At 71.6% G+C, this 25,858-nt stretch carries 27 protein-coding genes; 14 read left to right on the top strand and 13 right to left on the bottom strand.

Features of this window, described 5'->3' with window-relative positions; all coding sequences use genetic code 11:
- The first annotated feature begins 278 nt into the window (after window positions 1-278).
- From ACTMTI_RS39000 to ACTMTI_RS38975, 6 genes are read left to right on the top strand one after another with little or no spacing between them, the layout of a single operon-like run.
- Window positions 279-1,475: an ROK family protein gene (locus ACTMTI_RS39000; protein ID WP_441125774.1), complete on the top strand. Its 1,197-nt coding sequence runs from the start codon at window positions 279-281 to the stop codon at window positions 1,473-1,475.
- Window positions 1,476-1,497: 22 nt separating this feature from the next.
- Window positions 1,498-2,829, top strand: a complete 1,332-nt coding sequence (locus tag ACTMTI_RS38995; protein WP_441125772.1) for an ABC transporter substrate-binding protein — start codon at window positions 1,498-1,500, stop codon at window positions 2,827-2,829.
- Between the two features lies 1 nt (window position 2,830).
- A complete protein-coding gene (locus tag ACTMTI_RS38990; RefSeq protein ID WP_441125770.1) occupies window positions 2,831-3,769 on the top strand; it encodes a carbohydrate ABC transporter permease in 939 nt (312 codons plus the stop codon).
- On the top strand, window positions 3,766-4,674 hold the full coding sequence (locus ACTMTI_RS38985; RefSeq protein ID WP_441125768.1) for a carbohydrate ABC transporter permease: 909 nt from the start codon (window positions 3,766-3,768) through the stop codon (window positions 4,672-4,674). The genes ACTMTI_RS38990 and ACTMTI_RS38985 overlap by 4 nt, the downstream gene beginning before the upstream one ends.
- Window positions 4,671-5,930 carry a 6-phospho-beta-glucosidase gene (locus ACTMTI_RS38980; protein WP_441125766.1) on the top strand — a complete coding sequence of 420 codons (1,260 nt, stop codon included), beginning with the start codon at window positions 4,671-4,673 and terminating at the stop codon, window positions 5,928-5,930. The genes ACTMTI_RS38985 and ACTMTI_RS38980 overlap by 4 nt, the downstream gene beginning before the upstream one ends.
- Window positions 5,930-6,943 (top strand): N-acetylglucosamine kinase, encoded by a 1,014-nt coding sequence (locus tag ACTMTI_RS38975; protein ID WP_441125764.1) that lies wholly within the window; start codon window positions 5,930-5,932, stop codon window positions 6,941-6,943. The genes ACTMTI_RS38980 and ACTMTI_RS38975 overlap by 1 nt, the downstream gene beginning before the upstream one ends.
- Window positions 6,944-7,119: 176 nt before the next feature.
- Here ACTMTI_RS38975 and ACTMTI_RS38970 read toward each other — a convergent pair whose 3' ends face one another.
- The 7 genes from ACTMTI_RS38970 to ACTMTI_RS38940 form a co-directional block, all read right to left on the bottom strand.
- Complete coding sequence (locus tag ACTMTI_RS38970) at window positions 7,120-7,596, bottom strand: Lrp/AsnC family transcriptional regulator (protein ID WP_441125763.1); 477 nt, start codon at window positions 7,594-7,596, stop codon at window positions 7,120-7,122.
- Window positions 7,597-7,619: 23 nt separating this feature from the next.
- A complete protein-coding gene (locus ACTMTI_RS38965; protein WP_441125761.1) occupies window positions 7,620-8,213 on the bottom strand; it encodes a GTP-binding protein in 594 nt (197 codons plus the stop codon).
- A gap of 257 nt (window positions 8,214-8,470) precedes the next feature.
- Window positions 8,471-9,337 carry a terpene synthase family protein gene (locus tag ACTMTI_RS38960; protein WP_441125759.1) on the bottom strand — a complete coding sequence of 289 codons (867 nt, stop codon included), beginning with the start codon at window positions 9,335-9,337 and terminating at the stop codon, window positions 8,471-8,473.
- Between the two features lie 462 nt (window positions 9,338-9,799).
- A complete protein-coding gene (locus ACTMTI_RS38955) occupies window positions 9,800-10,564 on the bottom strand; it encodes a protein phosphatase 2C domain-containing protein (protein ID WP_441125757.1) in 765 nt (254 codons plus the stop codon).
- A 66-nt stretch (window positions 10,565-10,630) separates the two neighbouring features.
- Window positions 10,631-11,272: a hypothetical protein gene (locus ACTMTI_RS38950; RefSeq protein ID WP_441125755.1), complete on the bottom strand. Its 642-nt coding sequence runs from the start codon at window positions 11,270-11,272 to the stop codon at window positions 10,631-10,633.
- Complete coding sequence (locus ACTMTI_RS38945) at window positions 11,269-12,132, bottom strand: hypothetical protein (protein WP_441125753.1); 864 nt, start codon at window positions 12,130-12,132, stop codon at window positions 11,269-11,271. Before ACTMTI_RS38945 ends, ACTMTI_RS38950 begins: the two co-directional genes overlap by 4 nt.
- A gap of 385 nt (window positions 12,133-12,517) precedes the next feature.
- A complete protein-coding gene (locus ACTMTI_RS38940; RefSeq protein ID WP_441125898.1) occupies window positions 12,518-13,612 on the bottom strand; it encodes a M24 family metallopeptidase in 1,095 nt (364 codons plus the stop codon).
- A gap of 155 nt (window positions 13,613-13,767) precedes the next feature.
- Here ACTMTI_RS38940 and ACTMTI_RS38935 point away from each other — a divergent pair, with 155 nt between their 5' ends.
- Both ACTMTI_RS38935 and ACTMTI_RS38930 read left to right on the top strand, forming a co-directional pair.
- Window positions 13,768-15,012 (top strand): PP2C family protein-serine/threonine phosphatase, encoded by a 1,245-nt coding sequence (locus ACTMTI_RS38935; protein ID WP_441125751.1) that lies wholly within the window; start codon window positions 13,768-13,770, stop codon window positions 15,010-15,012.
- The gene (locus ACTMTI_RS38930) at window positions 15,012-15,905 is read left to right on the top strand and encodes a 5'-3' exonuclease (RefSeq protein ID WP_441125897.1); all 894 of its coding nucleotides are present in this window, start codon (window positions 15,012-15,014) and stop codon (window positions 15,903-15,905) included. The genes ACTMTI_RS38935 and ACTMTI_RS38930 overlap by 1 nt, the downstream gene beginning before the upstream one ends.
- Here ACTMTI_RS38930 and menD read toward each other — a convergent pair.
- Entirely contained in the window at window positions 15,882-17,555 is a 1,674-nt protein-coding gene (gene menD, locus ACTMTI_RS38925; protein ID WP_441125749.1) for a 2-succinyl-5-enolpyruvyl-6-hydroxy-3-cyclohexene-1-carboxylic-acid synthase, read from the bottom strand. The two genes, ACTMTI_RS38930 and menD, sit on opposite strands and share 24 nt — an antisense overlap.
- A complete protein-coding gene (locus ACTMTI_RS38920) occupies window positions 17,552-18,445 on the bottom strand; it encodes an o-succinylbenzoate synthase (RefSeq protein WP_441125747.1) in 894 nt (297 codons plus the stop codon). The genes menD and ACTMTI_RS38920 overlap by 4 nt, the downstream gene beginning before the upstream one ends.
- Window positions 18,446-18,581: 136 nt before the next feature.
- On the opposite strand from ACTMTI_RS38920, the gene ACTMTI_RS38915 reads away from it, so the two are divergent.
- From ACTMTI_RS38915 to ACTMTI_RS38905, 3 genes are all read left to right on the top strand, one after another.
- Complete coding sequence (locus ACTMTI_RS38915) at window positions 18,582-19,727, top strand: AMP-binding protein (protein ID WP_441125746.1); 1,146 nt, start codon at window positions 18,582-18,584, stop codon at window positions 19,725-19,727.
- Between the two features lie 43 nt (window positions 19,728-19,770).
- A complete protein-coding gene (locus tag ACTMTI_RS38910) occupies window positions 19,771-20,085 on the top strand; it encodes a hypothetical protein (RefSeq protein WP_441125744.1) in 315 nt (104 codons plus the stop codon).
- A gap of 177 nt (window positions 20,086-20,262) precedes the next feature.
- Entirely contained in the window at window positions 20,263-21,630 is a 1,368-nt protein-coding gene (locus ACTMTI_RS38905) for an RNA polymerase sigma factor (RefSeq protein WP_441125742.1), read from the top strand.
- A 157-nt stretch (window positions 21,631-21,787) separates the two neighbouring features.
- Here the strand turns inward: ACTMTI_RS38905 and ACTMTI_RS38900 are convergent, their stop codons facing one another.
- On the bottom strand, window positions 21,788-22,186 hold the full coding sequence (locus ACTMTI_RS38900) for a hypothetical protein (protein ID WP_441125740.1): 399 nt from the start codon (window positions 22,184-22,186) through the stop codon (window positions 21,788-21,790).
- Between the two features lie 113 nt (window positions 22,187-22,299).
- Between ACTMTI_RS38900 and ACTMTI_RS38895 the strand changes: the two genes are divergently transcribed.
- Window positions 22,300-22,860, top strand: a complete 561-nt coding sequence (locus ACTMTI_RS38895) for a TetR/AcrR family transcriptional regulator C-terminal domain-containing protein (RefSeq protein WP_441125739.1) — start codon at window positions 22,300-22,302, stop codon at window positions 22,858-22,860.
- Between the two features lie 199 nt (window positions 22,861-23,059).
- Complete coding sequence (locus tag ACTMTI_RS38890; protein WP_441125737.1) at window positions 23,060-23,251, top strand: DUF5999 family protein; 192 nt, start codon at window positions 23,060-23,062, stop codon at window positions 23,249-23,251.
- A 73-nt stretch (window positions 23,252-23,324) separates the two neighbouring features.
- Here ACTMTI_RS38890 and ACTMTI_RS38885 read toward each other — a convergent pair whose 3' ends face one another.
- Window positions 23,325-23,942, bottom strand: coding sequence for an alpha/beta hydrolase family protein (locus tag ACTMTI_RS38885; RefSeq protein ID WP_441125736.1), 618 nt, complete (start codon window positions 23,940-23,942; stop codon window positions 23,325-23,327).
- An 81-nt stretch (window positions 23,943-24,023) separates the two neighbouring features.
- On the opposite strand from ACTMTI_RS38885, the gene ACTMTI_RS38880 reads away from it, so the two are divergent.
- On the top strand, window positions 24,024-24,371 hold the full coding sequence (locus ACTMTI_RS38880) for a hypothetical protein (RefSeq protein ID WP_441125734.1): 348 nt from the start codon (window positions 24,024-24,026) through the stop codon (window positions 24,369-24,371).
- A 97-nt stretch (window positions 24,372-24,468) separates the two neighbouring features.
- On the opposite strand, the gene ACTMTI_RS38875 is transcribed toward ACTMTI_RS38880, so the two are convergent.
- A complete protein-coding gene (locus ACTMTI_RS38875; RefSeq protein WP_441125731.1) occupies window positions 24,469-24,798 on the bottom strand; it encodes a response regulator transcription factor in 330 nt (109 codons plus the stop codon).
- Window positions 24,799-25,029: 231 nt separating this feature from the next.
- Window positions 25,030-25,818 (bottom strand): hypothetical protein, encoded by a 789-nt coding sequence (locus tag ACTMTI_RS38870; RefSeq protein WP_441125729.1) that lies wholly within the window; start codon window positions 25,816-25,818, stop codon window positions 25,030-25,032.
- Window positions 25,819-25,858: the final 40 nt, after the last annotated feature.

Below are 25,858 nucleotides of genomic sequence, written 5' to 3'. Positions count from 1 at the left end.
GGTCGTAGAGGCGGGTGACGTACGCCTGTTCCTTCGCGAGCTCGGTTTGACGCGTTGCCGCCTGACCATTATTGTGGTTAATGGGACACTCCGGGCCATTCTGCTTATTGTTACGACAAACGATGACATTAGCATGCCCGTCGAGGCACTCCGTCGCTTTCTTCCTTACACAACGCGCTCGGTTACGTCTTCGTTTCACCTCTTGACCTTTCCCGCGGGATCTCCCTATGTTCATCGCTAGTTAGGAAAGTTTCCTAACTTCAAGCGAAGGAGTCACCGTGAGCGGTCCGGTGCCGGGGACACCCAGTCTGCTACGCGCCATCAACGATCGCGCGGCCCTGCAGGCCCTCCTCGACCGCGGCCCGCTGACCCGCCCCGAGATCGGCGCGCTCACCGGACTGTCCAAGCCGACGGCATCCCAGCTTCTCTCCCGGCTGCAGGAGGCCGGGCTGGTGGTGCTCGACGGCATCAGAGAGGGGCTGCCCGGGCGTACGGCCGAGGTCTACCGGATCAACCCGGCCGCGGCGTACGTGGGCGCGCTCGACGTCACCCCCGACCGGATCGAGGCCAAGGTGGCCGACATCACCGGCGCGATCGTGGGCGAGCACATCCTGCCGACGCCGCGCCGGCCCCACGGCGAGCTGGTCGACCGGCTCAACGCCGCTCTCCTGGGCGCCAACCCGCCCGACAAGCTGCGCCGGGTGGTGATCGGCGTGCAGGCCGCGATCGACCCGTCCACGGGCCGGCTCGGGTACGCCGCCGCCAAGGACGTGCCCGGCTGGCAGCTCCCCGACCTGGTGCCCACCCTCAGCGCCGGGCTCGGCGTGCCCGTCGACGTGGAGAACAACGTCAACCTCGTCGCGCTCGCCGAGCAGGCGCACGGCGCCGCCCAGGACAGCCAGGACTTCGTGCTGCTGTGGGCGGACGAAGGCATCGGCTCGGCCATCGTCCTGGGCGGGCGGATGCACCGGGGCGCGACCGGCGGCGCGGGCGAGGTGGGCTACATGCCGACCCCGGGCGCGCCGACGGCCCGCGAGGCCGGCCGCTACGCCAACCACGGCTACCAGGCGCTCGCCGGCGGCCCCTACGTGCTCAAGCTGCTGCGCTCGTACGGCGTGCGCGGCGGCGACTTCCGCCAGGCGATCGCGAACGCGGTGCGCGCGGCGGAAGGCACCGGGCAGAAGGCCGACGACGCCAGGGCGGGGCTGCGCGACATCGCCGCCCGCCTGGCCATCGGCCTGGCCGCGATCACCTCCGTCGTCGATCCCGGCCTCATCGTGCTGACCGGCGGCGTCGTGCTGTCCGGCGGCGAAACCCTGCGCGAGCTGGTCGAGCACGAGCTGCACGCGCTGACCATTCCGCGACCCCGCGTGCGCCTGTCGAGCGTGGAGGGCAACCCGGTTCTGGCCGGCGCCCTCGACCTGGCCCTCGACACGGTGCGCGAGGAGGTCTTCAGCTCAACTGTTCCGTCATGATCCATGGCAGGAGGCACCCCCCGTGCGTTTCGTCCCCCTGGCGGTCGCCGCGGCCCTCGCGCTGACCGCCTGCACCGCCGGCAAGGAGGCAGGGCCGTCGCTCGGCGCCCAGCCCAAACCCTCAGGATCCGCCTCGCAGGCCCTCCCCGCCGCCACGCTCGAGCTGTGGCACGGCTTCTCCACCGACGCCGAGGTCAAGGCGTTCGAGGAGGCCATCGCGGGGTTCAACAAGAAGTTCCCGCAGATCACCGTCAAGGCCACCAAGGGCGTCCAGGACGACCAGATCACCCAGGCCATCCGCGGCGGCAACGCGCCCGACGTGGCGGCCTCGTTCACCACCGACAACGTCGCCCAATGGTGCAGGTCGGGATCGTTCCAGAACCTCACGCCGGTCATCCGGCAGGACGGCATCGACATGTCGGTGCTGCCGGCCGTGGCACGTTCCTATACGGCCTTCGACGGCAAGCAGTGCACGCTGCCGCTGCTGGCCGACGCCTACGGCCTCTACTACAACAAGGCCCTGATGAAGGGCAACGCGCCGCCCAAGACGCTGACCGAGCTGGCCGAGCTGACCAAGAAGCTCACCGTCCGCGATGCCAAGGGCGAGATCAAGGTCGCCGGCTTCATCCCGAGCGTCCAGTACTACGAGAACAGCCCGAGCCACCTCGGCCCCATGGTGGGCGCCAAGTGGTACAACGACGACGGCACCTCCGCCATCGGCTCCGACCCGGCCTGGAAGCGGCTGCTGACGTGGCAGAAGGAGCTCGTCGACTGGTACGGCCACGACAAGCTGGAGAAGTTCCGCAAGAGCCTGGGCGACGAGTGGAGCGCCGAGCACCCCTTCTTCAAGGGCAAGGTCGCGATGATCCTGGACGGCGAGTGGCGCAACGCCATGATCGCCAATGACGCCGAGGACCTGGACTACGGCACCGCTCCCCTGCCCGTCGCCGACGACCGGCCCGACCTGTACGGCAGCGGCTTCACCGCGGGCACCGTGATCGGCGTGCCGAAGGGCGCCAAGCACCCCCAGCAGGCCTGGGAGCTGATCAAATACCTGACCACGGACACGAGTTCGCTGGTGACGCTGTCGAACGCGCTGCGCAACGTCCCCACGACGAAGGCGTCGATGGAGTCCCCCGACCTGGCCAAGGACGACAATTTCAAAACATTCTTGGATATCTACGCCCATCCGAAGACCTCGACGCTGCCCGCCAGCGTGAACAGCGTCTTCAACCAGGAGGCCTTCGCCACCTTCATCGCCAAGTGGGAAAAAGGCGCCGTACCCGACCTGGACGCCGGGCTGAAGGACGTCGACAAGCAGATCAACGACAAGCTGAAGCTGTCCGGAGGCTGATGTGACCTCCATCCCCGTCGCGCCGCCGCGGTGGCGGCGCGGCGAGGGCCTGCGCGCCCTCGTCTGGCTGTCGCCGTGGCTCGCCGGCGTGTCGATCTTCTTCGTCTACCCGCTGCTGTCCACGGTGTACTTCTCCTTCCACCGCTACGACATGTACACCCTCGAGTTCACCGGCCTGGACAACTACCGCTACCTGCTGCAGGACCCGCGCGTGGTGACCTCGGCGAAGAACACGCTGTGGCTGGTGGCCGTCATGGTCCCCGCGACCGTGCTGTTCTCGCTGGCGCTGGCGCAGCTCGTGGTCAGGGTCAAGGCCGGGGCCGGCCTGCTGCGTACGATCTGCTACCTGCCGTCGCTGGTGCCGATGACCGCGGGCACGATCACGTTCGTGTTCCTGCTGAACCCGGGCACCGGCCCGGTGAACCAGGTCCTCGCCCTGTTCGGGATCCACGGCCCGGACTGGTTCGGCGACCCGGACTGGTCCAAGCCGAGCCTGACGCTGCTGTCGCTGTGGGGCTGCGGCCAGCTCATGGTCATCTTCATGGCGGCGCTGCTCGACGTCCCCAAGCACCTGTACGAGGCCGCCGCCATCGACGGAGCGGGCGCGTGGCGGCAGTTCCGCAGCATCACCCTGCCGACCATCGCGCCGGTGCTGATGTTCGCCCTGGTCACGAACGTCATCTACGCCCTGCAGTACTTCTCCCAGGCGATGATCGCCTCCCGGGTGGCCTCGGGCGTGACCGACTCGGCCGGCAGCAGCTTCTCCCCCGGCTACCCGGACGAGTCGCTGCTCACGCTGCCGCAGTGGCTGTTCCAGGCCGGCTTCCGCGACTACTCCATGGGGTACGCGTGCGTGCTCGCGCTGCTCCTGTTCGCCACTTCGATGATCTTCACGTTGATCCTGGTGCGGCAGTTCCGCCGCGCCGAGGAGGGCTCATGAGCGCGACGATCATCCCGCCCGGCACCGCGCCGCCGCGGCCGGCCGTCGCGCGGCGCGCGCGGCAGGACGGCGCCGGCGCCCGCAGGCGGCGCGCGCTGCTGTGGATCGCCACCCACGCCCTGGCCATCGCGCTGGCGCTGATGTTCCTGGCCCCGGTGGCGTTCATCGCGCTGACCGCGCTGATGACCGACCAGCAGGCGCTGACCAGCGAGCTGTGGCCGCGCGCCTGGAACTGGGACAACTTCGCCGTGGTGTTCGAGAAGTCCCTGCTGCTGCGCTGGGCGGGCAACACGCTCATGTACGCGGCCCTCGGCACCCTGTTCACGGTGGTGTCGTCGGTTCCGGTCGCCTACGCGCTGGCCAGGTTCAGCTTCCGGGGGCGGCGGGCGGCGTTCCTGCTGGTGATCACGGCGATGATGCTGCCGCCGCAGGTCGTCGCGGTGCCGATCTACCTGGTGTGGGCCCGGCTGGGGCTGACCGACGGTCTGTGGCCGCTGATCCTGCCGATGCTGCTCGGCGACGCGTTCTCCATCTTCCTGCTGCGCCAATTCCTGGTCACGATCCCGCGCGACTACACCGACGCGGCGAAGGTGGACGGCTGCTCCGACTTCCGGACGCTGATCAGGGTGGTGCTGCCGATGGCCAGGCCGGCGATCGCGGCGGTGGCCCTGTTCCAGTTCTTCTACTGCTGGAACGATTACTACGGGCCGCTGCTGTACGCCGGCGTCGAGCAGGAGGATCTGACGCTGTCGCTCGGCCTGGCGACGTTCAAGGCGTTCCACAGCGTGCAGTGGAATCTCACCATGGCCGCCACCCTGCTGGTGACGGCACCGGTGATCATTGTGTTCTTCCTTGCCCAGAGAGTTTTCATCGAGGGCGTGACTTTGACAGGAGTGAAGGGTTGAAACTCGCCGTGGTCGGGGGCGGCTCGACGTACACGCCGGAGCTGATCGACGGGTTCGCGCGGCTGCGCGACGAGCTGCCGGTGACGGAGATCGCCTTGATAGATCCCAACGCCGCGCGGCTCGAGCTGGTCGCGGGGGTGTCGCGGCGGATGCTGGCGCACGCCCGGCATCCGGCCCGCCTGCTGGCCACCTCGTCGGTCGCGGAGGGGGTCGCGGGGGCGCAGGTGGTGCTGTTCCAGCTCAGGGTGGGCGGGCAGGCGGCGCGTGAGCTGGACGAGACGCTGCCGCTGCGGTGCGGCTGCGTGGGGCAGGAGACGACGGGCGCGGGCGGGCTGGCCAAGGCGCTGCGCACCGTCCCGCTCGTCCTGGAGATCGCCGAGACGGTACGCGCGCACGCCCCGGACGCCTGGATCGTGGACTTCACCAACCCGGTCGGCATCGTCACCAGGGCGTTGCTGGACGCCGGGCACCGGGCCATCGGGCTGTGCAACGTGGCGATCGGATTCCAGCGCCGCTTCGCCGCCTGGCTGGGGGTCGAGCCCGCGCGGGTGTCGCTGGGCCACGTCGGCCTCAACCACCTGACCTGGGAGCGGGCTGTCTACCTGGACGGCGAGGATGTGCTGCCCGCGCTGCTCGCCGAGCACGGCCAGGAGATCGCCGACAGCGTCGGGCTGCGGCCGGGGCTGCTGGAGCGGCTCGGCGTCGTGCCGTCCTACTACCTGCGTTACTTCTACGCCCACGACGCGGTGGTGCGCGAGCAGCGCGCGAAGCCGTCGCGGGCGGCCGAGGTGGCGGCTATGGAGGGCCGGCTGCTGGAGCTGTACGCCGACCCGTCCGTGGTGGAGAAACCCGAGCTGCTGTCCCAGCGGGGCGGGGCGTTCTATTCGGAGGCCGCGGTGGCGCTCATCGCCTCGCTGCTCGGCGACCGGGGCGACACCCAGGTGGTGAACGTGCGCAACGGCGGCACGCTGCCGTTCCTCGGCGACGAGGCGGTCATCGAGGTGCCCGCGGCCGTGGGCGCCGGCGGGGCCGTGCCGCTGCCGATGCCCGCCGTCGAGCCGCTGTACGCCGGGCTGATCGCGAACGTGTCCGCGTACGAGACGCTCGCCCTGGAGGCGGCCCTGCGCGGCGGCGCGGACCGGGTGCGGGACGCGCTGCTCGCCCATCCGCTGATCGGGCAGGACGAGTACGCCGAGGAGCTGACCGGGCTGCTGCTGGAGGCAGGGCGCGAGCACCTGCCGTGGACGGTGGGCTAGTGGCGCGCTCCAGGCTCGTGCTGGCGGTCGACGGCGGCAACAGCAAGACCGACGTGGCGCTGGTGTCGGAGGACGGCCAGGTGCTCGCCACAGGGCGCGCGGGGGCGTTCGTGCCGCAGCGGGACGGGGCCGCGGCGGCCGTCGGCGTGGTCGAGAAGGCGGTCACCGCCCTGACGCCCGGGCGTGCCGCCGCGTCCTGGGAGCCGCCGGCGCCCGGCGTGGGCGGCTTCGACCACGTGTCGGCCTGCGTGGCGGGGGCGGACCTGCCTGTGGAGGAGGAGGCGCTGGCCCGCGAGTTCACCGCCAGGGGGTTCGGCGGGGATGTGGTGGTGCGCAATGACACGTTCGCGCTGCTGCGGGCCGGCGCGTCGGCTCCGTGGGGCGTGGCCGTGGTGTGCGGGGCGGGCATCAACGCGGTCGGCGTCTCCCCGGCAGGCGCGGTGGCCCGTTTTCCCGCGCTCGGCCGACTCAGCGGCGACTGGGGCGGCGGCCATGGCCTGGCGGAGGAGGCGCTGTGGCACGCGGCACGCGCCGAGGACGGCCGGGGCGCGCCGACCGCGCTGGCGGACCTGGTCACGTCCCACTTCGGCACGCGCACCGTCGAGGAGCTGGTGCTGGAGCTGCACTTCGGCCGCCTGGGCGAGGAACGGCTGCACGAGCTGGCGCCGGGCGTGTTCGCGGTGGCGGCGGCCGGGGACCCGGTGGCCGGGGCGCTGATCGAGCGGCAGGCCGGGGAGGTGACGGTGCTTGCCGAGGTGTGCCTGCGCCGGCTCGGCCTGCTGGAGACGCCGACGGAGGTGGTGCTGGGAGGCGGGCTGCTGACGGCCCGGGATCCGCTGATGACGTCGCTGCTGGACCGGGAGTTCGCGCAAAGGGCGCCGCGAGCCAAGCTCGTGGTGGCCGACGTGCCGCCGATCCTGGGGGCGGCGCTGCTCGGTCTGGAGCACCTCGGCGCCACGGAGACGGCCAAGAGCCGCCTGCGTGCCCATTACGAGCCCTCAGGTACGGCCTGAGCCGCCTGCGTGCCCATTACGAGCCCTCAGGTACGGCCTGAGCCGCCTGGGAGTGCTGAACCCGGCTCACCCGGCCGATCATCAGGTTCGGCCCTCCAGGCCCCGCCATAGGGCGCCGGGCCTCCGCGTCGCCGCGGCAGAGACCCGCGGCGATCGCGGTCGGCGGCGCCCCGAGGTCAGACGGGGCCGTCTTGGCCGATGGCAGGTCCGCCGGCCACGTCGGGGGCGCGGTGCTCGTACGGCGTGCTCAGCACGACCGTGGTGCGGGTGGAGACGTTGGCCGAGGCGCGAATCTGCTGCAGCAGGTCCTCCAGCGCCGTCGGCGAGCCCACGCGCACCTTGAGGATGTAGCTCTCGTCTCCCGCCACGCTGTGGCAGGCCTCGATGGCCGTCAGGTGGGCCAGGCGCTCGGGGGCGTCGTCGGGGGCGGCGGGATCGATCGGCTTGATCGACACGAACGCGGTCAGCGGCAGCCCGATCGCGTCATGGTCGATGATCGCGGCGTATCCGCGTACGACGCCGCGCTTTTCCAGGCGGCGCACCCGCTGGTGCACCGCCGAGACCGAGAGCCCGGTCTCCCTGGCCAGGTCGGTGAAGCTCATCCGGCCGTCGCGGGCCAGGAGCGTGACGATCCGGCGGTCGATCTCCTCCATCGGTCAAAGGTAGCCGTTGATGGTCACGACATGGTCCCGACCGGGGTGACGCCCCTGCGCATCGCGTGCTCCACCAGCGTGACGAGCACCTCCCGGCCGGAGTCGCGGCGGCGGGCGTCGCAGCGCACGATAGGGATGTCCGGCTCCAGGCCGATCGCCGAGCGCACCTCGCCGACGGTGAAGGGCTGGGTGCCGTCGAAGCAGTTGAGCGCCACGATGAACGGCTGCTCGCGCTTTTCGAAGTAGTCGACGGAGGGGAAGCAGTCGTCCAGGCGGCGGGTGTCGGCCAGCACCACGGCGCCGAGCGCGCCCATGGCCAGCTCGTCCCACACGAACCAGAACCGCTCCTGGCCCGGGGTGCCGAACAGGTAGAGCATGTAGTCGTCGCGGATGGTGATGCGGCCGAAGTCCATGGCCACCGTGGTCGTGAGCTTCCTCTCGACGCCGGATAAGTCGTCGACGTGGGTCCCGATCTGGGTGAGCGCCTCCTCGGTGCGCAATGGCCGGGTCTCGGAGACGGCACCCACCATGGTGGTCTTGCCCGCGCCGAATCCACCGGCGATCAAGATCTTGATCGCCGTCGGTAGCCGCCAACGGTCTGAGCGACCGAATTCCATCCAGCACCGCCCGTACATCTCCCGCGCATGCGCGGCCTGCCCCTGAGGTGCCGTGGTCAGTGGTACCTGTCAAGGTAGGTTGTGAAGGCCGATCCACATGCCTGGCATCGAGACACCATAGCAACGCCACATTTTCCACTCAAGCCGCAAAGTTTTACAAGAAAAAAATTGTCACGCTTGTCGCCGCTGTCCCGCCTTGGGCGTGGGTCGTCCCCCGGAGCAGTCAAGCCCGTTTGTCATGTGCTCGGACAGGACCTTTAAGCTGTGTGGCCGCGGTCCGAAAAGCCGTTGAACCCGGCGTTGAACCCGATCCGCCGGCGCAGGTAGGCGGCCGTGCGGGGGCTGTGCTCGCGTACCGGCTCGATCTGCCGGGCGGCCTCATGCGCCAGCACCGCCATCGTGTCCGTCACCTCGGCGCGGCTGACGCCGAGCGCCAGGATGTTGAGGTCGCCCCAGCTGATGTCCCTGCGGTACGACGCGACGTCGCCGAGCAGGTGCAGGTAGCGCTGCACCTGGCTGCTGACCTCCCGCAGCTCCTCCAGGCGGGCCTTCGACCAGTCGTCGCCGGTGTAGATCAGGTGCGACAGGTCCACGAAACAGGAGCCGCGGCCGTCGGCGTTGTCGAGATAGCGGGCCAGCGTGGGCACCGCCCGGATGTCCCGCCACACCCACGCCCGGGTCATGCCCGCCAGCATCCTGGCGAGCTGGTCGCGCCACAGCCACCGCAGGTCGCCGAACTCCTTGACGGTGGCCAGCTCGTCGCGCAGGTCGGCCAGGAAGCGGGTGACCGCCGAGCGGGGCACGGCGCCGTCGGCGACGGACAGGCATTCGCGGGTCAGGCGGTTCACCTGCTCGCGGGTGGTCGCGGTGTGGTCGACGAGCCGGTCCACGGCCAGGACCCATAACGCGGTCCTGTTGACGACCTTCAGGCGGTCGGCGCCGGCCCAGGGGGCGCTGAAGGCCATGGAGAGGGTCAGCGTGCTGTAGAGCTCGGCGTCGAAGGCCGCGAGCGGGAACAGCCCGCCGTACATCTGGGCGCAGCGCCGCAGGTCTCTGCCGCACTCGGCGGCCAGCGCACACGTCTTGCCGAGCTCGAACGCCTCGTCCAGCTCGTCGTCCGGCATCCTAGGGCCGCTCGATCGGCTCGCGGATCATGGGCGACGACCCCCCATACGCGGATTCATGCATCTGTTGGGGAATCCTTTCATGATCGCACACTATCGATCAAGCATCAGGAGCATGGCCCCTCGGCGTGCTCCGATGACTGCGGACGCCACGTCGCCGCCTCTGGCCGGCACCGCACCTCCGCGCGGGGGGAGGCCCATGACGGGGGCGGCGGCCCGGCCGTGCGGAGCACATCGCCCCCGATCGGGACGTGTTCCGGCACGGCCGTGCGCAGCTCGCCGCGGCGACCCGGCGAGGTCGTGTTCGAACGGCCGCCGGCGCGGTGAGGCCCGGTGTCCGGCCGGCGGCCGCTACCCTCGTCATCCCAGAGCCCTGCGGGCGAGATCTGATACATCATCAGATGACATATCCAGATAGTGAGATTCCGGCACGTCCGGAGGCCGTCAGCGAAGCCGGGGCGCCTACCGGCGGATGGCGCGTCCCCAGGCCGCGGTGGCGTCGTCGTGCCGCTTGCCGCGCACCGGCCCGCGCGCCGCCTCCAGCTCCCGCACTGCCCTGATCACCGCGCCGGGGCCCGCGCCGTCCAGCGTGGTCACGACGTCGGCCCAGCTCCAGCCGTACCAGTCGACGAGCCGCGCCACCCCGTCGGTGCACACCCCGACCCCGCGCACCTCCCGTGCGTCCACCGCCCCGGTCACGCTCTGACCGGCGGCCTCGGGCCGGGCGGCGGCCACCCAGAACCCGCCGGGCGCGTTGCGCATCCGCCGCACCAGCTCCGGCGGGTACGGCCGCCCGCCCGGCAACCGCTCCAGCCGGTCGTCGTCCACCACCTGGACCCCGCCGCCCGCCAGTGAGAGCACCACCGGCGAGTCACCCAGCACGAGGTACTCCACCCGCTCCGGCCCGAGGCGGACCATGGCCACCGTCGAGGACGGCGAATCCGGATTGCCGAGATCGCATCCTTGCCCGTGCGCCGCCGCCGTCGCGTCGATGGCCGCCTCCAGGACCCCGGCCAGCGGCGTGTCGCGATCGACCGCCAGCCGCCCGGCCAGCGCCCCGCCGAGCCGCGCCACCAGCCACGGCACGTCGTGCGCGCACCCGCTGTCCACCCCGGCCGCCGCCGTGGCCCCGTCGAGCACCACAATCCACGACGGGCCGGCGATCACCAGGTCCTCGTTGGGCCGCTCGGAGCCGGGGGCGGTGGCGTACGTGATCTCCGTGAACATGACAGCGACTGTGTCACAAGCGGCCCCGTAGCCGGCGGAACGCACTCCCGCCGCCGCTGCGGCCGGTCAGCGGGTGGGCTCGACGGGGCGCCGGAGCTCCTCGCCGGCCATCGATCTGCGCATCGACCGCGCCTTGATATCGCCGAGCGTGGCGTGGCTGGCCCGGATGACGGAGATCAGCACGTACGCGACCAGCAGCAGCCCGAGGCAGAGGGCGTCCGCGGCCCACCAGGGGATCTCGGCGAGCAGCAGATAGCCGTCGCTGTCGCTGAGCGACCTGATCACCACCGTCACCACCGCCACCACCACGGTGACCAGCAGCCAGCTGCGCAGGCGTGGCAGGTTTCCCTTGTTCCACAGCCGGATCCGCCAGCCCATGAACACGGCGGCCGCACCGAGGACGGCGCAGAACCCGATCAGCCACCACGGCAGGGCGAAGGCGGTCTGCTCGGCGATCTGCGCGCGGGTGGTCCGCAGCTCGGCCTCGGCCTTCCGCTTGGCCTCCACGGCGGCGTCGAGCTGCTTCTTCAGCTGGGCCACGCTCTGCTGCCGGCTCGCGGGCGGCGAGGCGGCCTCCGTCGGCAGCACCCGCGCCACGACGGTCAGCATGATCGCGACGAACGACAGCGCCAGCACGATGGACATGAACAGGTCGATGAAGCGCAGGTCGAGTGGCGGTGCGAACGACGTGGCGGGACGCTTCCTCACGGCTCCCTCACCAGGGTGTACCTGTGCGGCCGGCCCTCCACCGCGCTCAGCCGCTCCACCGCGGTGCGCAGCGCGTCGAGGCCCTTGACGAGTTCCTCGGTCCTGCCTCTGGACTGGGCCAGCTCCTGGGTGAGCCCATGCATGGCGGGGGCCGCCTGCTTCGCGGGCAGGCGCGCGATGTAGATCAGGAACACCTCGTCGGCGGCGGCCACCGCAGCCCGCTCGGACCGCTCGACCAGGGCCATCGCCCCGAACGCGACCACGCTCAGGAACAACGCGATCAGGGTGACGCCGAACGCGGACGCCAGCTCGGGCAGCACGTGCTGCTTGAGCGCGGTGATCAGCACGCCGGGGTCCCCCTGGCGGTCCAGGGCGTCGGAGAACGAGGTGACCATCGCGGCCATGGTCAGCGCGGTGCCGATGAACCCGAAAACCGGCAGCGCCCAGATGAGCGCGTGGTCCAGGTGGTGCTTGTTGGCCATCTCGCTGTCGTCCAGCGCCGAGCGGGCGCTCAGCACCGCCTCGCAGTCGTTGCCGGCCTCGGCCGCCTCCCTGAACAGCCTGAGCCGCCGCGCCACGAGCGTGTCCTCGGCCGGCTTCACCGTCTGGATGTTCGCCACGGCGCGCGCCGTCGCGGCGCTCTCGCGCCGGATGTCCGGCACGGCTCTGACGATCCTGAGGACGGCGGTCAGGAACACCGCGATGATGAGCGTGACCACGACTTCCGCGGCCGCCGGCGCCGTGGTCGCGCCCACGGACACCAGCAGCGTTTCCACCACTCCGGCCACCAGCAGCAGTGCCGCGAACCCCACGCTCATCACGGGCGCGAACACCGAGTGACGCCAGCCGTACCTTGACACCCTTCAACTCCCACTCCGGGACACAACAAGTCAAAGGACACCTAAGCACACGCAAAGCAGTCGTGTCGTCACAAGTGGCTACGAACTTGCCCGCCATCTCACGGCGGGGCGCCTTCGGACCGTCCACGACGTGGCCGCGGACGCCCTGGGACGGCCGCGCCGGGCAGCGGGCCGCCGCCTGCCGCGGCAACGCCGTTGCAGGCGGCGAACACATCAGCCGGATGCCTTTTTCCAAAGGCCCGGCGATTGCCCGGGAATATCGCGGCGGGAATGTTTCAACCGCGGCGAAGACGAAGTCCACATCGCCCGGATCCCGGCCACGTCCGCCATTCGCACCTCGGCGCACGCCCCGAAATGCAAAAGGGACGGAGGGTGGCCGTCCTATCTACACGATCACCAGCTCGCGGGGGGTGTCGTTCAGGCGTTCGGCGCCGTTGTCCGTGCACACCACGATGTCCTCGATCCGGGCCCCGTGCCGGCCCGGCAGATAGATGCCCGGTTCCACGGAGAAAGCGAACCCGGGCTCCATCGGCTCGCCGTTCCCGGCCACGATGTACGGCTCCTCGTGCGTCTCGATCCCGATCCCGTGCCCGGTCCGGTGGATGAAATAATCGCCGTATCCCGCCTCGGCGATCAGGTCGCGGGCGGCCGCGTCGATCGACTCGCACGACACGCCAGGACGTACCGCGGCGCAGGCCGCGTCCTGCGCCCGGCGCAGCACCTCGTAATAGGCGGCGAACTCCGCGGGCGGCTCCCCCACGCTGTAGGTGCGGGTGGAGTCGGAGCAGTAGCCGTTGTGCAACTGGCCGCCGATGTCCACCACGACCGGCTCGCCCGCCTGGATCACCCGGTCGGACACGTCATGGTGCGGGCTCGCGCCGTTGGGACCCGAGGCCACGATCACGAAGTCCACGGTCGCGTGCCCCACGGCCAGGATCGCCTCGGCGATGTCCCGGCCCACCTCGCGCTCGGTGCGCCCGGCCCGCAGGAACTCGGGCACCCGCCGGTGCACGGAGTCGATCGCCTCCCCGGCCTCCCGCAGCGCCGCCACCTCGGCCGGCGACTTGCGCATCCGCAGCTCGCGCAGCACGCTGCCGGCCAGCACCTGCTCGGTGTCCGGCAGCACCTCACGGAAGCGCAGCGACGACATCGCCCACATCCGGTCGGCCAGCCCGACCTTGGCGACCGAGCCCAGCCTGGCGGCCGCGATCGCGTACGGGTCGTCGGTCTCGTCCCAGGCCACGAACTCCAGCCCGAGCCGCGAGGCCGGCGAGGCCTCGCCGGCGGGCAGCTCCAGGCGGGGCACCATCATGTACGGCTCCGCCGCCGCGGGCACCACCAGGCACGTCAGCCGCTCCAGCGGCTTGGCGTCGTAACCGCTCACATAGCGCAGATCCGGGCCGGGCGTGAGCAGCAGGGCGTCGAGCCCGCTCTTGGCGGTGGCCTCCTGCACGGCGGCCAGTCGGGTCACGGGATACAAGTCTGAGGACGTCACAGCGACAATCTACTCCGGATCACCCCTCCTAAAATCCGTGAAAAGCTCTCACAACACGGCAAGGCATGGCTACACTCCGTGCAACGACGAACACGTAGTGTGGGGACAATTGTCCAGATCCACTGCACTTTGAGAGTGAGATGATGGTCGACGTCACAGGCGCGGCCGAGCTGCTCGGGCCGGAGGCCGACGCCGAGATGCTCGCCGTACGGCTGGCGCACGCCCAGCGGCTCGGCAACATGGGCTGGGTGGAATGGCACCTCCACACCGGGGAGACGATCTGGTCCGATCAGGTCTACACGATCTTCGGCCGTGACCCCGACGCGGGCCCCGTCGCCCTGCCCCAGCTCGCCAAGCACGTCGAGCCGGCGGACGTGGCCGCGCTGGACCGGCTCCTGTGGTCGGCGGTGCAGGGCGTCGAGCCGGTCCAGGCCGAGTTCCGCATCCGCCGCGGCGGCGAGCTGCGCGACCTGCGCGCCGTGCTCGAACCGCTGATGGCCCCGGGCGGCCCGATCGGCCTGCACGGCGTCATCCAGGACATCACCGGCCGCCGCCGCGCCGAGCGCATGATGTCGGAGTCGCGCCGCCAGCTGCTGGAGGCCCGCGAGCGGGCCGCCGAGGAGCGCCACGTGATGCTGGCCATGCGCGAGGCCATTCTCCCCGACCCCGCCGGCTGCCTGGACCTGCCGAACACCAGGATCGCGGTGCGGTACGTGCCCGCCGAGAAGACCGCGAACCTGGGCGGCGACTGGTTCGAGGCCGCGCCCGCCCCCGACGGCCGGCTCCTGCTGGCCATCGGCGACGTCTCGGGCCACGGCCTGCCCGCGATCGCGCACATGGCCCAGCTCCGCCACGCCCTCGTCGGCCTGGCCATGACCGGACGGCCCGCCAACCGGCTGCTGGACTGGCTGAACGAGCTGGTCCTGCACCAGTTCAAGGACATCACCGCCACTGCGATCATCGGCCACCTGGACCCGGAGACCCGGGTGTTCGCCTGGAGCCAGGCCGGCCACCTGGCGCCCATCCTGGTGCGCGACGGCGTCGCCAGCCGCCTCGACCAGCCCAGGGGCGTGCTGCTGGGCGCCGCCTTCGGCCGCCCGTACGAGCTCGCCACCACCCGGCTGCGGCCCGGCGACCTGCTGCTCATGTTCACCGACGGGCTGGTCGAGCGGCGCACCCGCGACATCGACGTCGGCCTCGACCTGGCGCTGGCCGCCGCCCGCGACGTGCCGGGAGGCGACCTGGACGCCGGGCTCGACCGCCTGCTGGCCGACATCGGCGGCCCCAACCCGGAGGACGACGCGTGCCTGCTGGCGGTGGTCGTCCCGGCCCCGGCGGACCCGCGCCACCGGCGGGCGGAGAGTGCGACGATAGACGGGTGCTGATGCTTCTGGACACCCCGTCCCTCTACTTCCGCGCGTTCTACGGCGTCCCGGAGTCGGTCACGGCTCCGGACGGCTCCCCCGTCAACGCGGTACGCGGCCTCATCGACATGATCGCCACCCTCGTCCGCCAGCACTCCCCCGCGGAGCTCGTGGCCACCATGGACGCCGACTGGCGGCCCGCGTTCCGCGTGGCGGCGATCCCGACGTACAAGGCGCACCGCGTCGCCCACGGCAACATCGAGGAGGTGCCCGCGGCGCTCGTGCCGCAGATCGCCGTCATCGAGGAGGTGCTCGACGCCGTCGGCATCGCCCGCCTGGAGTCGTCCGGCTACGAGGCCGACGACGTGATCGGCACGCTCACCCACCGGGCCGGCGGCGCGGTCGACATCGTCACGGGTGACCGCGACCTGTTCCAGCTCGTCGACGACGCCCGCCCGGTCCGCGTCCTCTACACCGCCCGGGGCATCCGCAACCTGCAGATCGTGGACGAGGCGTTCGTCACCGCCAAATACGGCATCCCCGGCCGTGGCTACGCCGACTTCGCCACCCTGCGCGGCGACCCCAGCGACGGCCTGCCCGGCGTCCCCGGCGTAGGGGAGAAGACCGCGGCCGCTCTCATCACCCGCTTCGGCTCGCTGCAGGCCCTGCTGGAGGCCCTGGACGCGGGCGCCACCGACGGCTTCCCCGCGGGCAGCCGAACCCGGCTGGCCGCCGCCCGCGACTACCTGCGCGCCGCCCCCGCCGTCGTCGAGGTGGCCCCCGACGCGCCGCTTCCCGCCGTCGACCTGGCACTGCCGGCCAAGCCGCGCGACCCCGAGGCGCTGGTGCGCCTGGCCGACCGATACAACCTGGACAGCCCGCTCAACCGCCTACTGGACGCGCTGGGCGGCTAGGCAGGCGCGGACGGCCTCCTGGGCGGCCTCGCGCAGGAGGGCGTGCACCCGCACGTTCTCCTCGCGGTCCGTACGCACCTCGACCACCCGTGGCCCTTCGCCGCGCAGCGCCTTGGGCAGGTCGGTGATCTCCTCCACCAGCGTGTACGGCGTGCCGCTCGCGGCCGCGACGTATCCCAGGTCCACCCCGTGCGGCGTGCCGAACACGCGCTCGAACGAGTCGCGTATCGCCGCCTGGGGCAGCAGCGAGAAGATGCCGCCCCCGTCGTTGTTCACCACGACGAGGCACAGGTCGGGGCGGGGCTCGCGGGGGCCCAGGATCAGCCCGTTCTGGTCGTGCAGGAACGACAGGTCGCCGACCAGCGCGTACGCGGGCCCGTTGTGCGCCAGCGCCGCCCCCATCGCCGTGGACACCAGCCCGTCGATGCCGGAGGCGCCCCGGTTGGCCATCAGCCTGATGCCGCGCCGCGACCGCATCGCCTGATCCAGGTCCCTGATCGGCATCGAGGACCCGCAGAACAGCAACGCCCCGTTCGGCAGCGCGTCCACCAGGTCCCTGGCCAGGCGCGGCTCGCTCGTGCCCGAGGCGTCGAGGACCGCGTCCACGGCCGCCCTGGCCGCCGCGTCCGCCTGCCGCCAGGCGTGCAGCCAGCTGTCGTCGCCCGAGGCGACCGGGATCTCCACCGCCTGCGCGACCTGCGTGGCCGACCGGGTCGGGTCCGGCCAGCGGTCCAGGTCGGGCGCCACCACGATGTGCTGCTCGGTCCGCCGCAACCACGACAGCAGCGGCCGCGACAGCCCGGGACGGCCCAGCGTGACCACGACGTCGGGCCGGTAGGCGTCGGCGAACTCGGGCGTGCCCAGCAGGTAGTGGTAGGTCGAGATGGCGTGGTCGCCGTAGCGGGCGCCGCCGTTCGGCTCCGACAGCACCGGCCAGCCCGCCATCCCGGCGGCCGCCACGTAGCGGCGCACGTTCGCGGCGCCGTCGCCGACGACGAGCACGCCGCGCCTGGTGGGCGGGATGTGCAGGGCGATCGGCGGGGGCGCGACCCTGGCGCGCACCCAGGGGCCGTTCGCGCCGCCGTCGAGAGGCTCGCACCAGGTGGTGTCGCCGTCGGGGATCAGCGGCTCCCTGAAGGACAGGTTGAGGTGGACCGGGCCGGGACTGCCCGGGCCGGAGGCGCGCTGGTAGGCGCGGCAGGCCAGCGACCGCCAGTACGCCACCTGCCCGGGACGCTCCTCCGGCACGCCGACCTCGGCGAACCAGCGGGCCGCCGAGCCGTACAGCTTGAGCTGGTCGATCGTCTGGTTCGCGCCGGTGCCGCGCAGCTCGGGCGGGCGGTCGGCGGTGAGCACCAGCAGCGGCACACCCGACTCGCCGGCCTCGATCACCGCCGGGTGGAAGTTGGCGGCGGCCGTGCCCGAGGAGCAGATCAACGCGACCGGCCGCTCGGCCCGCTTGGCCAGCCCCAGCGCCAGGTACGACGCCGAGCGCTCGTCGATGCGCACGTGCAGGCGCACCCGCGACTCGGCGTGCAGCGCCAGCGCCAGCGGGGCGGAGCGCGAGCCGGGCGCCAGCACCACGTCGGTCAGGCCGCAGCGCACCAGCTCGTCGACCAGCACCGTGGCCAGCGCGGTAGCGGGGTTCAACGTGACGCCTCCTGCATCCGGCGAAGCCACTGGGGAGATTCAATCTCAAATGCCGACAAATGCTGAGAATTCACCGTCGGGCGGCGCACCGTCAGCCGCCCGTCCACCGGCACCAGCGATTCGGCCACGACGTCGCCGGTCAGCAGGGACATCGTGCCGAGCCCGCACGCGTACGGCAGCTCCGGCAAGGCGGCGGCCAGCGCCAGCCCCGCCGCCAGCCCCACGGACGTCTCCACGGCGCTGGAGACCACGGCGGGCAGGCCGCACGCCTCCACCACCCGCAGCGCGTTGCGCACCCCGCCCAGGGGCTGGACCTTGACCACCGCGATGTCGGCCGCCTCGGCCGCCCTGACCCGCAGCGGGTCCTCGGCCCGCCGGATCGACTCGTCGGCCGCGATCGGCACGTCGCAGGCCAGCCGCACCGCCGCCAGCTCCTCCAGGGTCGCGCACGGCTGCTCGGCGTATTCCAGGTCGAACCGATCGAGGCGCTTCAGCCGCCGCGTGGCCTCCTCGACGCTCCAGGCGCCGTTGGCGTCCACGCGCAGCCGGCCCGAGGGGCCGAGCGCGTCGCGTACGGCCTCCACCCTGGCCACGTCGTCGTCGAACGTCTGCCCCCGCTCGGCCACCTTGACCTTCGCCGTGCCGCAGCCGGAGCGCCGCACCAGCTCATAAGCCTCCTCGGGACCCACGGCGGGCACGGTCGCGTTGACCGGGACGCTGTCGCGCACCGGCTCCGGCCACCCTTCGAAGGCGGCCTCGCGGGCGCACGCCAGCCAGCGGGCGCACTCGCGCGGGCCGTATTCGGGGAACGGGGAGAACTCACCCCACCCCGCGGGACCGTGCAGCAGCACGCCTTCCCTGACGGTCTGCCCCCGGAAACGCGTCCGCATGGGGATCCGGAAGACCACCGGAGATTCGCGAACTTCGGGAGATTTCACAGCTTCGGAAGCTTCGGGAGAACGCCGCACGATGCCCCCCGTTTTCCGCTGCGCCGCTGATCGACCTGTCGCCACTAACCTTACGAGCATGTGGAGGAACCCGTCGCATCCGGACCGCCCGCTGCATGCCATTGTGCAGCCTCCGGGACCCGCGTTGTTCACGGCGATCCGTGACGCCCTCGAGGGCGATGGGCCGGCCGTGCTGCCGCTTCCTCCCGGCCAGGCCGGCGCCGCGCTCGCCGCGCTGCGCCCCACCCACCTCGACGGTGCGCCGCAGGACGGCGGGGCCGGTGTGCCCGGGGACGTGGCGGTCGTGATCGCCACCAGCGGCAGCACCGGCGCGCCCAAGGGCGTGATGCTGTCGGCCACCGCGCTGCGCGCCTCCGCGGCGGCCTCACTGCGGCGCGTGGAGGCCTCCAAGGGCGAGCGGTGGCTGTGCTGCCTGCCCGTCTCCCACGTTTCCGGCCTGCAGGTCCTCGTGCGCGCCCTGCTGTCGGAGAGCGAGCCGATCATCCATGCCGGGTTCGACCCGCGCGCCGTCCTGGACTCCGGCGCCGACCACGTCTCGCTGGTGCCCACCCAGTTGCACCGGCTCGTGGAGATAGGGGCGGATCTGTCGGTGTTCCGCACGATCCTGCTCGGCGGCGCCGCGCCCCGGGCGGGGCTGCTGGAGCGGGCCAGGGACCTCGGCGCCGGGGTGGTGACGACGTACGGGATGAGCGAGACGTGCGGCGGCTGCGTGTACGACGGCCAGCCCCTTTACAATGTAGATCTCAAAATCGGGGACGACGGCCTGATCAGGATCGCGGGCCCCGTGCTGTTCTCCGGCTACCGCTTCGGCGCCGCCGCGCCGTTCGACGGGGGCTGGTTCGTCACCTCCGACCTGGGCGAGCTGACCGGCGGCCGGCTGCGGGTGCTGGGCCGGGCCGACGACGTCATCAACACCGGCGGCGAGAAGGTCGTGGCCGCCGCCGTGGCCGCCGTGCTGGACACGCACCCCGGAATCGCCGACGTGGCGGTGATCGGCACGCCGGATCCCGAATGGGGCGAGCTGGTCACGGCCGTCGTCGTGCCCGCCGACCCCGACACGCCCCCCACGCTTCCCCAATTGCGGGCATATTGCCGCGATAGGCTTCCTCCCCACGCCGCCCCGCGCGACCTGCGCCTGGTGCCCCGCCTGCCGCTGCTGGCGAACGGCAAGACCGACCTGGTACGGCTTAGGGCAGGAACCTGACGAGTTGCGGCTGCGTCAAAGTGCGGAGAGGGAGGGAGCCTTCATGGACCAGACCCGCAAGATGTGGGCATCCGCGGCCATCGTCGGCGTCATCGTGGTCGCCGGTGTCTCGATCGCGGCGGCCGCCTCGGCGGGCAAGCTCGAGGAGACCAGAGCAGTGGTGGAGAAGGCGTCACCGTCCGGACAGCCGGAGCAGCCGGAGCCGTCCCCCAAGAGCAGCGACGGCACCGTGATCTCCAGGGAAGTCAACCCTGATCCGGACAAGGTCCTCGAATACTGGACGGACCAGCGCATGGAAGACGCCCAGCCCATGCCCATGCCCGAGGCCTCGACCGGGGGGATCATCATCAACGAATAGGACCCGCGTGAGGGGCGGCTCGCCTGCGGGCGATCTGCCCCTGTTTCGCGTTTTCGGCCACGCGGGAACAAATGGCGGCGATTGGCGTTATTGATACTGGTGCGCCGTGCGGACAGCGAAGCCGCCCCACCACAACCTGCCCGTTTGCTTCAAACTCCGTACGGAGGAGGTGTCCTCATGCCCACAACCGCCGTGGCGACCCCACCCGCGACTCTCGACCAGCTGCTTGAACGAGGGCGAGCTCAGGGTCACCTTTCTCTGGCGGAACTGCGTGACGCGTTCGCCGAGGCCGGCGTCAGTCCCTCCGAGGGGCGTACGATCCTGCGCGAACTGTCGGAGGCCGGCGTGAGCCTGGCCGCCGAAGGCGAGCCGTCTCTCAGCAAGACCGCCTCCAAGAAGAGCACCCTCAGGAAGACAGAGGGAAGCGCCCCCAAGAAGGCGCCCGCCTCACGATCAAAGACTACCGGCCGCAAGGCCACCGAGGCAAAAGCCGCCGCACCGGCCGCGGCCAGGGGCGTCGTCCCGTCCGAGGCCAAGCCGGAGCACGTGGAAGACGTGCCCGACGACGAGCTGGTGCTGAGCGCCGAGGACGCGGACCTCGACAGCGAGCAGATCGACCTGGACGACACCCAGTCGGTCATGGGCGACTCGGTGCACACCTACCTCAAGTCCATCGGCCGCCGCACGCTGCTCACCGCGGCGCAGGAGGTCGAGCTGGCCAGGCGCATCGAGGCCGGCCTGTACGCCGAGTACAAGCTGGAGACCCAGCCCGACCTGTCCCCGGACGCGCAGGAAGACCTGCACCTGGTCGTCGAGGACGGCCGGCGGGCCAAGGACCACATGCTGGAGGCCAACCTCCGGCTGGTCGTCTCAGTCGCCAAGAAGTACACCGACCGCGGCATGTCCCTGCTGGACGTCGTCCAGGAGGGCAACCTGGGGCTGATCAGGGCGGTGGAGAAGTTCGACTACACCAAGGGCTTCAAGTTCTCCACGTACGCCATGTGGTGGATCAGGCAGGCCATCCAGCGCGGCTTCGCCGACTCCGCCCGCACGATCCGGCTGCCCGTGCACGTGCTGGAGATGCTCTCCAAGCTGTCGCGGGTCGAGCGTGACATGCACCAGCGCCTGGGACGCGAGCCCACGCCCGAGGAGCTGGCGGTCGAGCTGGACAAGACCCCGGACCAGATCGAGGAGCTGCTGCGCACGAGCCGCCAGCCGATCTCGCTGAACGCGACGATCGGCGAGGACGGGGAGACCACGATCGGCGACCTCATCGAGGACGTCGACTCGCCGGAGGCGTCGGAGATCGTCGACCGCCAGCTGCTGGGCGACCAGCTGCGGGGCGTGCTCGACAACCTGTCGCCGCGGGAGTCGAAGATCATGGCGCTCCGCTTCGGCCTGGTGGACGGCAAGCCGCACACGCTGGACGAGATCGGCAAGCACCTGGGGCTGACCCGGGAGCGGATCCGCCAGCTGGAGAAGGAGTCGCTGTCCAAGCTGCGGCACCCGAGCAACACCCGCCCGCTGCTCGACTGGGCCAGCTGAACCCCGAAGCCCCGGCACGCCATGTGACCGGGGCTTTCTCACGCCCGCACACCACATGACGGGCGCAGCGGGCGTACGCGCGACGGAATGATCAGGACCGGAACCCGGCCCCGGGTCGGAGGAGGGAGCCCGCCCCCGATCGGGGTGAGCGGGATCGTCAGCGGGTCGCCGGCAGCGGCCGGGGCACGCCGGGAATCCCCCACATCCGGTTCTCCTCGCGCAACGTGCGCAGCCGCTCCACCTCGGCCGTCCACATGGCCCCCGCAGGCGTCGCCTTGGCCTTGCGCCGCGCGATCCGGTTGTCGTAGGCCTTCACCCCGAACGTGGCCCGCTGCCCGGCCTCGGCCGCCCGCAGCGCCTCCGTCAGCGCCCGGTCGAACGCCTGCCCCGCGGCCATCAGCTCGATCTCGTCGGCCGCGGCGGCCCGCAACTCACGCAGCGTCTTCTCGGCCTGCCTGGCCTTTTCGAGCAGTTGGGGGAAGCTCTTGGAGATCTCCTGGTCCGCGTGGTAGCGAACCTCGGCCTCCCGGCTCACCCGCGGACGGAAAAACGCCATCGACCCTGCCCCTTCACACTGCCGGTATTCGTTCAAGCGCCAAGCGTACGCCGTCTCGCGACACGCTCGGAAATCGGCCCGGCGCGGCGCCCTTTACATTGTAAGATGATCACATGCCCGCCAAGAGACCACCCGTGCCCCTCTCCCGCGAGCGGATCATCGAGGCCGCACTGCACATCGCCGACAGCCAGGGCCTGCGCCGGCTCACCATGCGCCGCCTGGGCGACGCGCTGCAGGTGGAGGCCATGGCCATCTACCATCACCTGCCCCGGGGCAAGGAGGCGCTGATGGACGCCCTGGCCGAACATGTCACCACCGTCCACGTCGAGCAGGGTCCGACCTGGCAGGAGACGGCCAAGGCGTGGTGCCGGGCGGAGCGGGAGCTGCTGCGCGAGCACCCGGGCGTCCTGGCCCTCGCGCTCACGAAACCCCCCAAAGGGGCTACGGCCCTGGCCATCAAGGAGCAGACCGAGCAACTCGCCGACGGCGGCCTGGACAACGCGGCGGAGGCCGTACGCGCGCTGCGGGCTTTCGTGTTCGGCAGCGTGGCCGTCGAAGTACAGCAGTCAGGCTGGGCCGATCCCGAGGTCGACGAATGGGTAAGGAGGGATGAAAGAGCCGATGATGACTTCGACCGCGGACTCGACGCTCTCCTCAAGGGTTTGCAAACGTGATGCGCGTGTCGCGCTTGGACCGTTATCCTGCATAAGGCACGCTGTGTCGAAGGTCACACGTTCCGGGATTCCCCCTGTAACAGTCCTAATGGACTATGTCGGAATGTGTGACATGCGTCGCACACTTGCCTGAAAGAACAACCCGAGCAGGCTCCCGCCCCTCAACGGGAGCATCCCACGAGATATCGGAGGCACGCCGATGTGCCCGCACCACCCGGCTTGTCCGGATGCAGAGGCGCCCGACCGCGAGGCGGCACGCACCCTGGCCCGCCACCCCGAGCAGGGCTGGAGCCTGCTCTGCAACGGCGTCGTCTTGTTCGAGGACACCGGGGAGCTCCTTCCCAACGGGGCCGTCATCGCCCCGCACCGGCCTGTGGTCGGCGCTGCCTGACGCACGCGCAGGCGCGAACGCCGCTACCGGCGCGGAAGCGCTGGACGCGGCGCACCGTGGGTGCGAACGCCCGCTACCGGCCGCGGACCGCCGGACGCGGCGCAGCGTAATGGGCGATCCATTCCGCAACGACCTCGCCCACCCGGGCGGGGTCCCGCTTCAGATCGTGACCCTCCCCCGGCAGCACCACCAGGCGCGCCGCGTCCGCCGCGTCAGGGATCCCGAACGGATCGCGGTCCCCGTTGACGACCAGCACGTCCACCCCGGCGCCCCGTAGCTCCTCGGCCCTGGAACGCTCCGGCCTCCCCGGCGGATGCAGCGGGAAGGCCAGCGCCACGACCGCGGCCGCGCCGACGGCCTTGGCGGTACGGCAGGCGACCCGCGCCCCGTTGCTCCGCCCGCCCTGCACGACAGGCAGGTCCGGCCACCGCGCGCGCAACTCACTAAGCACGGCCTCCCAGGCTTCGTCCTGCCTGGCCGGCGAGCCGGGCGCGCGCGCCCCCGCCACCCTGAACGCCTGCGTCACCCTGGCCACGCTGGCTCCCGCGCCGAGCGCGGCGTCGCGCACAGCGACCAGGTCGGGGGCGTCCACTCCCCCGCCCGCCCCGTGGGTCAGCACGAGCAGCAGCCGCGGCCGCGCCGCCTCGTCGACGTCGACGCGTGCCGGCCCTCGCGGGGTCATGACCTCCATGGCAGCACCGTACCTGGGGAGGATCGCGCCTTAGCTCTCAGGTCGGATGACGGCGCGCCGCACGCCGGGGATGATGTCCCTATGTCAGACAAGCGCCCCATCCGGGAAGACCTGCAGGCCACGCTCGACGCCCGGCGTGATCTCGGTCCAGACTACGAGGCCGCGCTCGTGGAGTCGTTCGTGGAACGCCTCGACGCGACGATCGCCGCCCGGGTGCGGGCCGAGCTGGACATGTACGGTCCCGGCCCCCGCAAGGTCAAGAATCCCGGCGCCGCGATGATCCCGATCGCGCTGGGCTCAATGGGCATCGGCATCCCGCTGACGGCGATCGCGGTGGGCGGGGCGGGGCCGGTGGGATTGGTGGTCGCGTGGCTGGCGATCGCGGTCATCAACGTGGCCGCCGCCGCGGCCATCATGCGCCGCGGCTGACCCGGCCCGCCCTTGCGCCGGGCCTGCACGTGGTGCGACAGTGCCCGCCGGCCGGGCGGTGCGCCATGACCGCTGCCGGACGCGGCCGGCGCCGGTCCTACGTGGACCGGTCCGGAGAGACGAGCCCCGTCTCGTAGGCCAGCACGACGGCCTGTGCCCGATCGCGCAGGCCGAGCTTGGCGAAGATGCGGGCGACATGTGTCTTCACGGTGGCTTCGCTGAGGGTCAGCGCGCCGGCCAGCTCGGCGTTGGACAGCCCCCGGCCGAGGAGGATCAGGACCTCGAGTTCCCTGGGTGACAGCGCGGCTAGGTCGCGGTGGAGGGGCGGCACTTGAGCGGGATGGCGGTCGCCTGCGGCGAAGCGCTCGACGAGCCGCCGCGTGATCGAGGGCGCCAGGAGGGCGTCGCCGGTGCCGACCAGGCGCACGGCGGCGGCGCACGGCGGCGGCGCATGCCGTCACCAGAGCGACCAGCAGCCATCCGGCGCCCGATTCCCACACGGCTTCACTTTCGCAGAGCGGCGCCCCGCTCCGCATCAGTCCCCGGGTCCACCGTCGTACATCTCAGGCATGACGCGGGGAGTTTCGCCGGTCGCTCCGGCCATCGCGGCGAGCGCCAGACCGTCGCGGGCAAGATCGTGCGCGGCCGGGCCGGAGGGTCAGGCGCCGCGGTGGTAGCGCAGCCGGACCTCGGCGGCCAGGCTCTCGTCCTCGTGCTCCAGCCCGTACGACCACACCCGGTCCGCGTCGTCCCCCCGCCCGCGCAGCGGCAGCGTGCGGGCCAGCAGCTCGATGGCCAGCGCGCTGGTCGGGGCATCGGCCCCGCCCTCCACCGTCTCGGCGAACTCCGCGCACGCCAGCTCCAGATGGGCGATCCCGAGCTGCACCCGCAGCCCCGGCACCTCCTCCTCCGGCGCCGCCTCCAGCGCGTCCATGAGGACCTCGGCCGCCGTCCCGGGCTCACCGTGCTCCAGCAGCAGGTCGGCGAGCTGCTGGGCCGCGTGGGCCCCGATACGGGCGTCACCGGCCGCCATGGCGGCCCGCAGCTCCTTCTCCGCCTCGTCGAGGTTCGCGGCCAGCCGGGCCAGCGCGAGGTGGGCCAGCGGCACGTAGGCGGCCGTGCCGACGCCCAGCACGGCCTGCCAGGCGGCCCTGGCCTGCTCGTCCCGCCCTTCGCGCTCGAAGCCCTGAGCCAGGTGGCAGGCGGCCTGCGCGGCGTATTCGGGGTGCCCGGTGGCCAGCGCGGTCCTGGCCGCGGCCCTGGCGGCCTCGATGTCGCCGCGCTCCTCCAGCACCACGGCGAGCCCGACGGCGGCCTGGGCCCTGTCGGGTCCTTCCGGGTCGGCGGCCAGCTGGGACAGGATGGCCGCGGCGCCGTCCAGGTCGCCGTGCTCGGCCAGGCGGCGGGCGGTGTCGAGAGGCGGGGTCTCCAGCTCTGAGGACGTCAAGAGAGCTCCTTCAGGCGACAGTCGCACCGAAGCTTAACGA

The organism is Nonomuraea sp. H19 (genome assembly GCF_052068215.1).
In the GTDB taxonomy this organism is placed as follows: Bacteria; Actinomycetota; Actinomycetes; order Streptosporangiales; family Streptosporangiaceae; genus Nonomuraea.
This window is presented reverse-complemented; position numbering and strand designations above follow the sequence as displayed.

Bases quoted from the DNA above. Each gene is read 5' to 3' on its own strand.
- ACTMTI_RS38985 (WP_441125768.1), top strand. From the start codon at position 3,766: ATGAGCGCGACGATCATCCCGCCCGGCACCGCGCCGCCGCGGCCGGCC.
- ACTMTI_RS38970 (WP_441125763.1), bottom strand. From the start codon at position 7,596: ATGGAGGAGATCGACCGCCGGATCGTCACGCTCCTGGCCCGCGACGGC.
- ACTMTI_RS38965 (WP_441125761.1), bottom strand. From the start codon at position 8,213: ATGGAATTCGGTCGCTCAGACCGTTGGCGGCTACCGACGGCGATCAAG.
- ACTMTI_RS38960 (WP_441125759.1), bottom strand. From the start codon at position 9,337: ATGCCGGACGACGAGCTGGACGAGGCGTTCGAGCTCGGCAAGACGTGT.
- ACTMTI_RS38955 (WP_441125757.1), bottom strand. From the start codon at position 10,564: ATGTTCACGGAGATCACGTACGCCACCGCCCCCGGCTCCGAGCGGCCC.
- ACTMTI_RS38935 (WP_441125751.1), top strand. From the start codon at position 13,768: ATGATGGTCGACGTCACAGGCGCGGCCGAGCTGCTCGGGCCGGAGGCC.
- ACTMTI_RS38930 (WP_441125897.1), top strand. From the start codon at position 15,012: ATGCTTCTGGACACCCCGTCCCTCTACTTCCGCGCGTTCTACGGCGTC.
- ACTMTI_RS38920 (WP_441125747.1), bottom strand. From the start codon at position 18,445: ATGCGGACGCGTTTCCGGGGGCAGACCGTCAGGGAAGGCGTGCTGCTG.
- ACTMTI_RS38915 (WP_441125746.1), top strand. From the start codon at position 18,582: ATGTGGAGGAACCCGTCGCATCCGGACCGCCCGCTGCATGCCATTGTG.
- ACTMTI_RS38910 (WP_441125744.1), top strand. From the start codon at position 19,771: ATGGACCAGACCCGCAAGATGTGGGCATCCGCGGCCATCGTCGGCGTC.
- ACTMTI_RS38905 (WP_441125742.1), top strand. From the start codon at position 20,263: ATGCCCACAACCGCCGTGGCGACCCCACCCGCGACTCTCGACCAGCTG.
- ACTMTI_RS38900 (WP_441125740.1), bottom strand. From the start codon at position 22,186: ATGGCGTTTTTCCGTCCGCGGGTGAGCCGGGAGGCCGAGGTTCGCTAC.
- ACTMTI_RS38895 (WP_441125739.1), top strand. From the start codon at position 22,300: ATGCCCGCCAAGAGACCACCCGTGCCCCTCTCCCGCGAGCGGATCATC.
- ACTMTI_RS38890 (WP_441125737.1), top strand. From the start codon at position 23,060: ATGTGCCCGCACCACCCGGCTTGTCCGGATGCAGAGGCGCCCGACCGC.
- ACTMTI_RS38885 (WP_441125736.1), bottom strand. From the start codon at position 23,942: ATGGAGGTCATGACCCCGCGAGGGCCGGCACGCGTCGACGTCGACGAG.
- ACTMTI_RS38880 (WP_441125734.1), top strand. From the start codon at position 24,024: ATGTCAGACAAGCGCCCCATCCGGGAAGACCTGCAGGCCACGCTCGAC.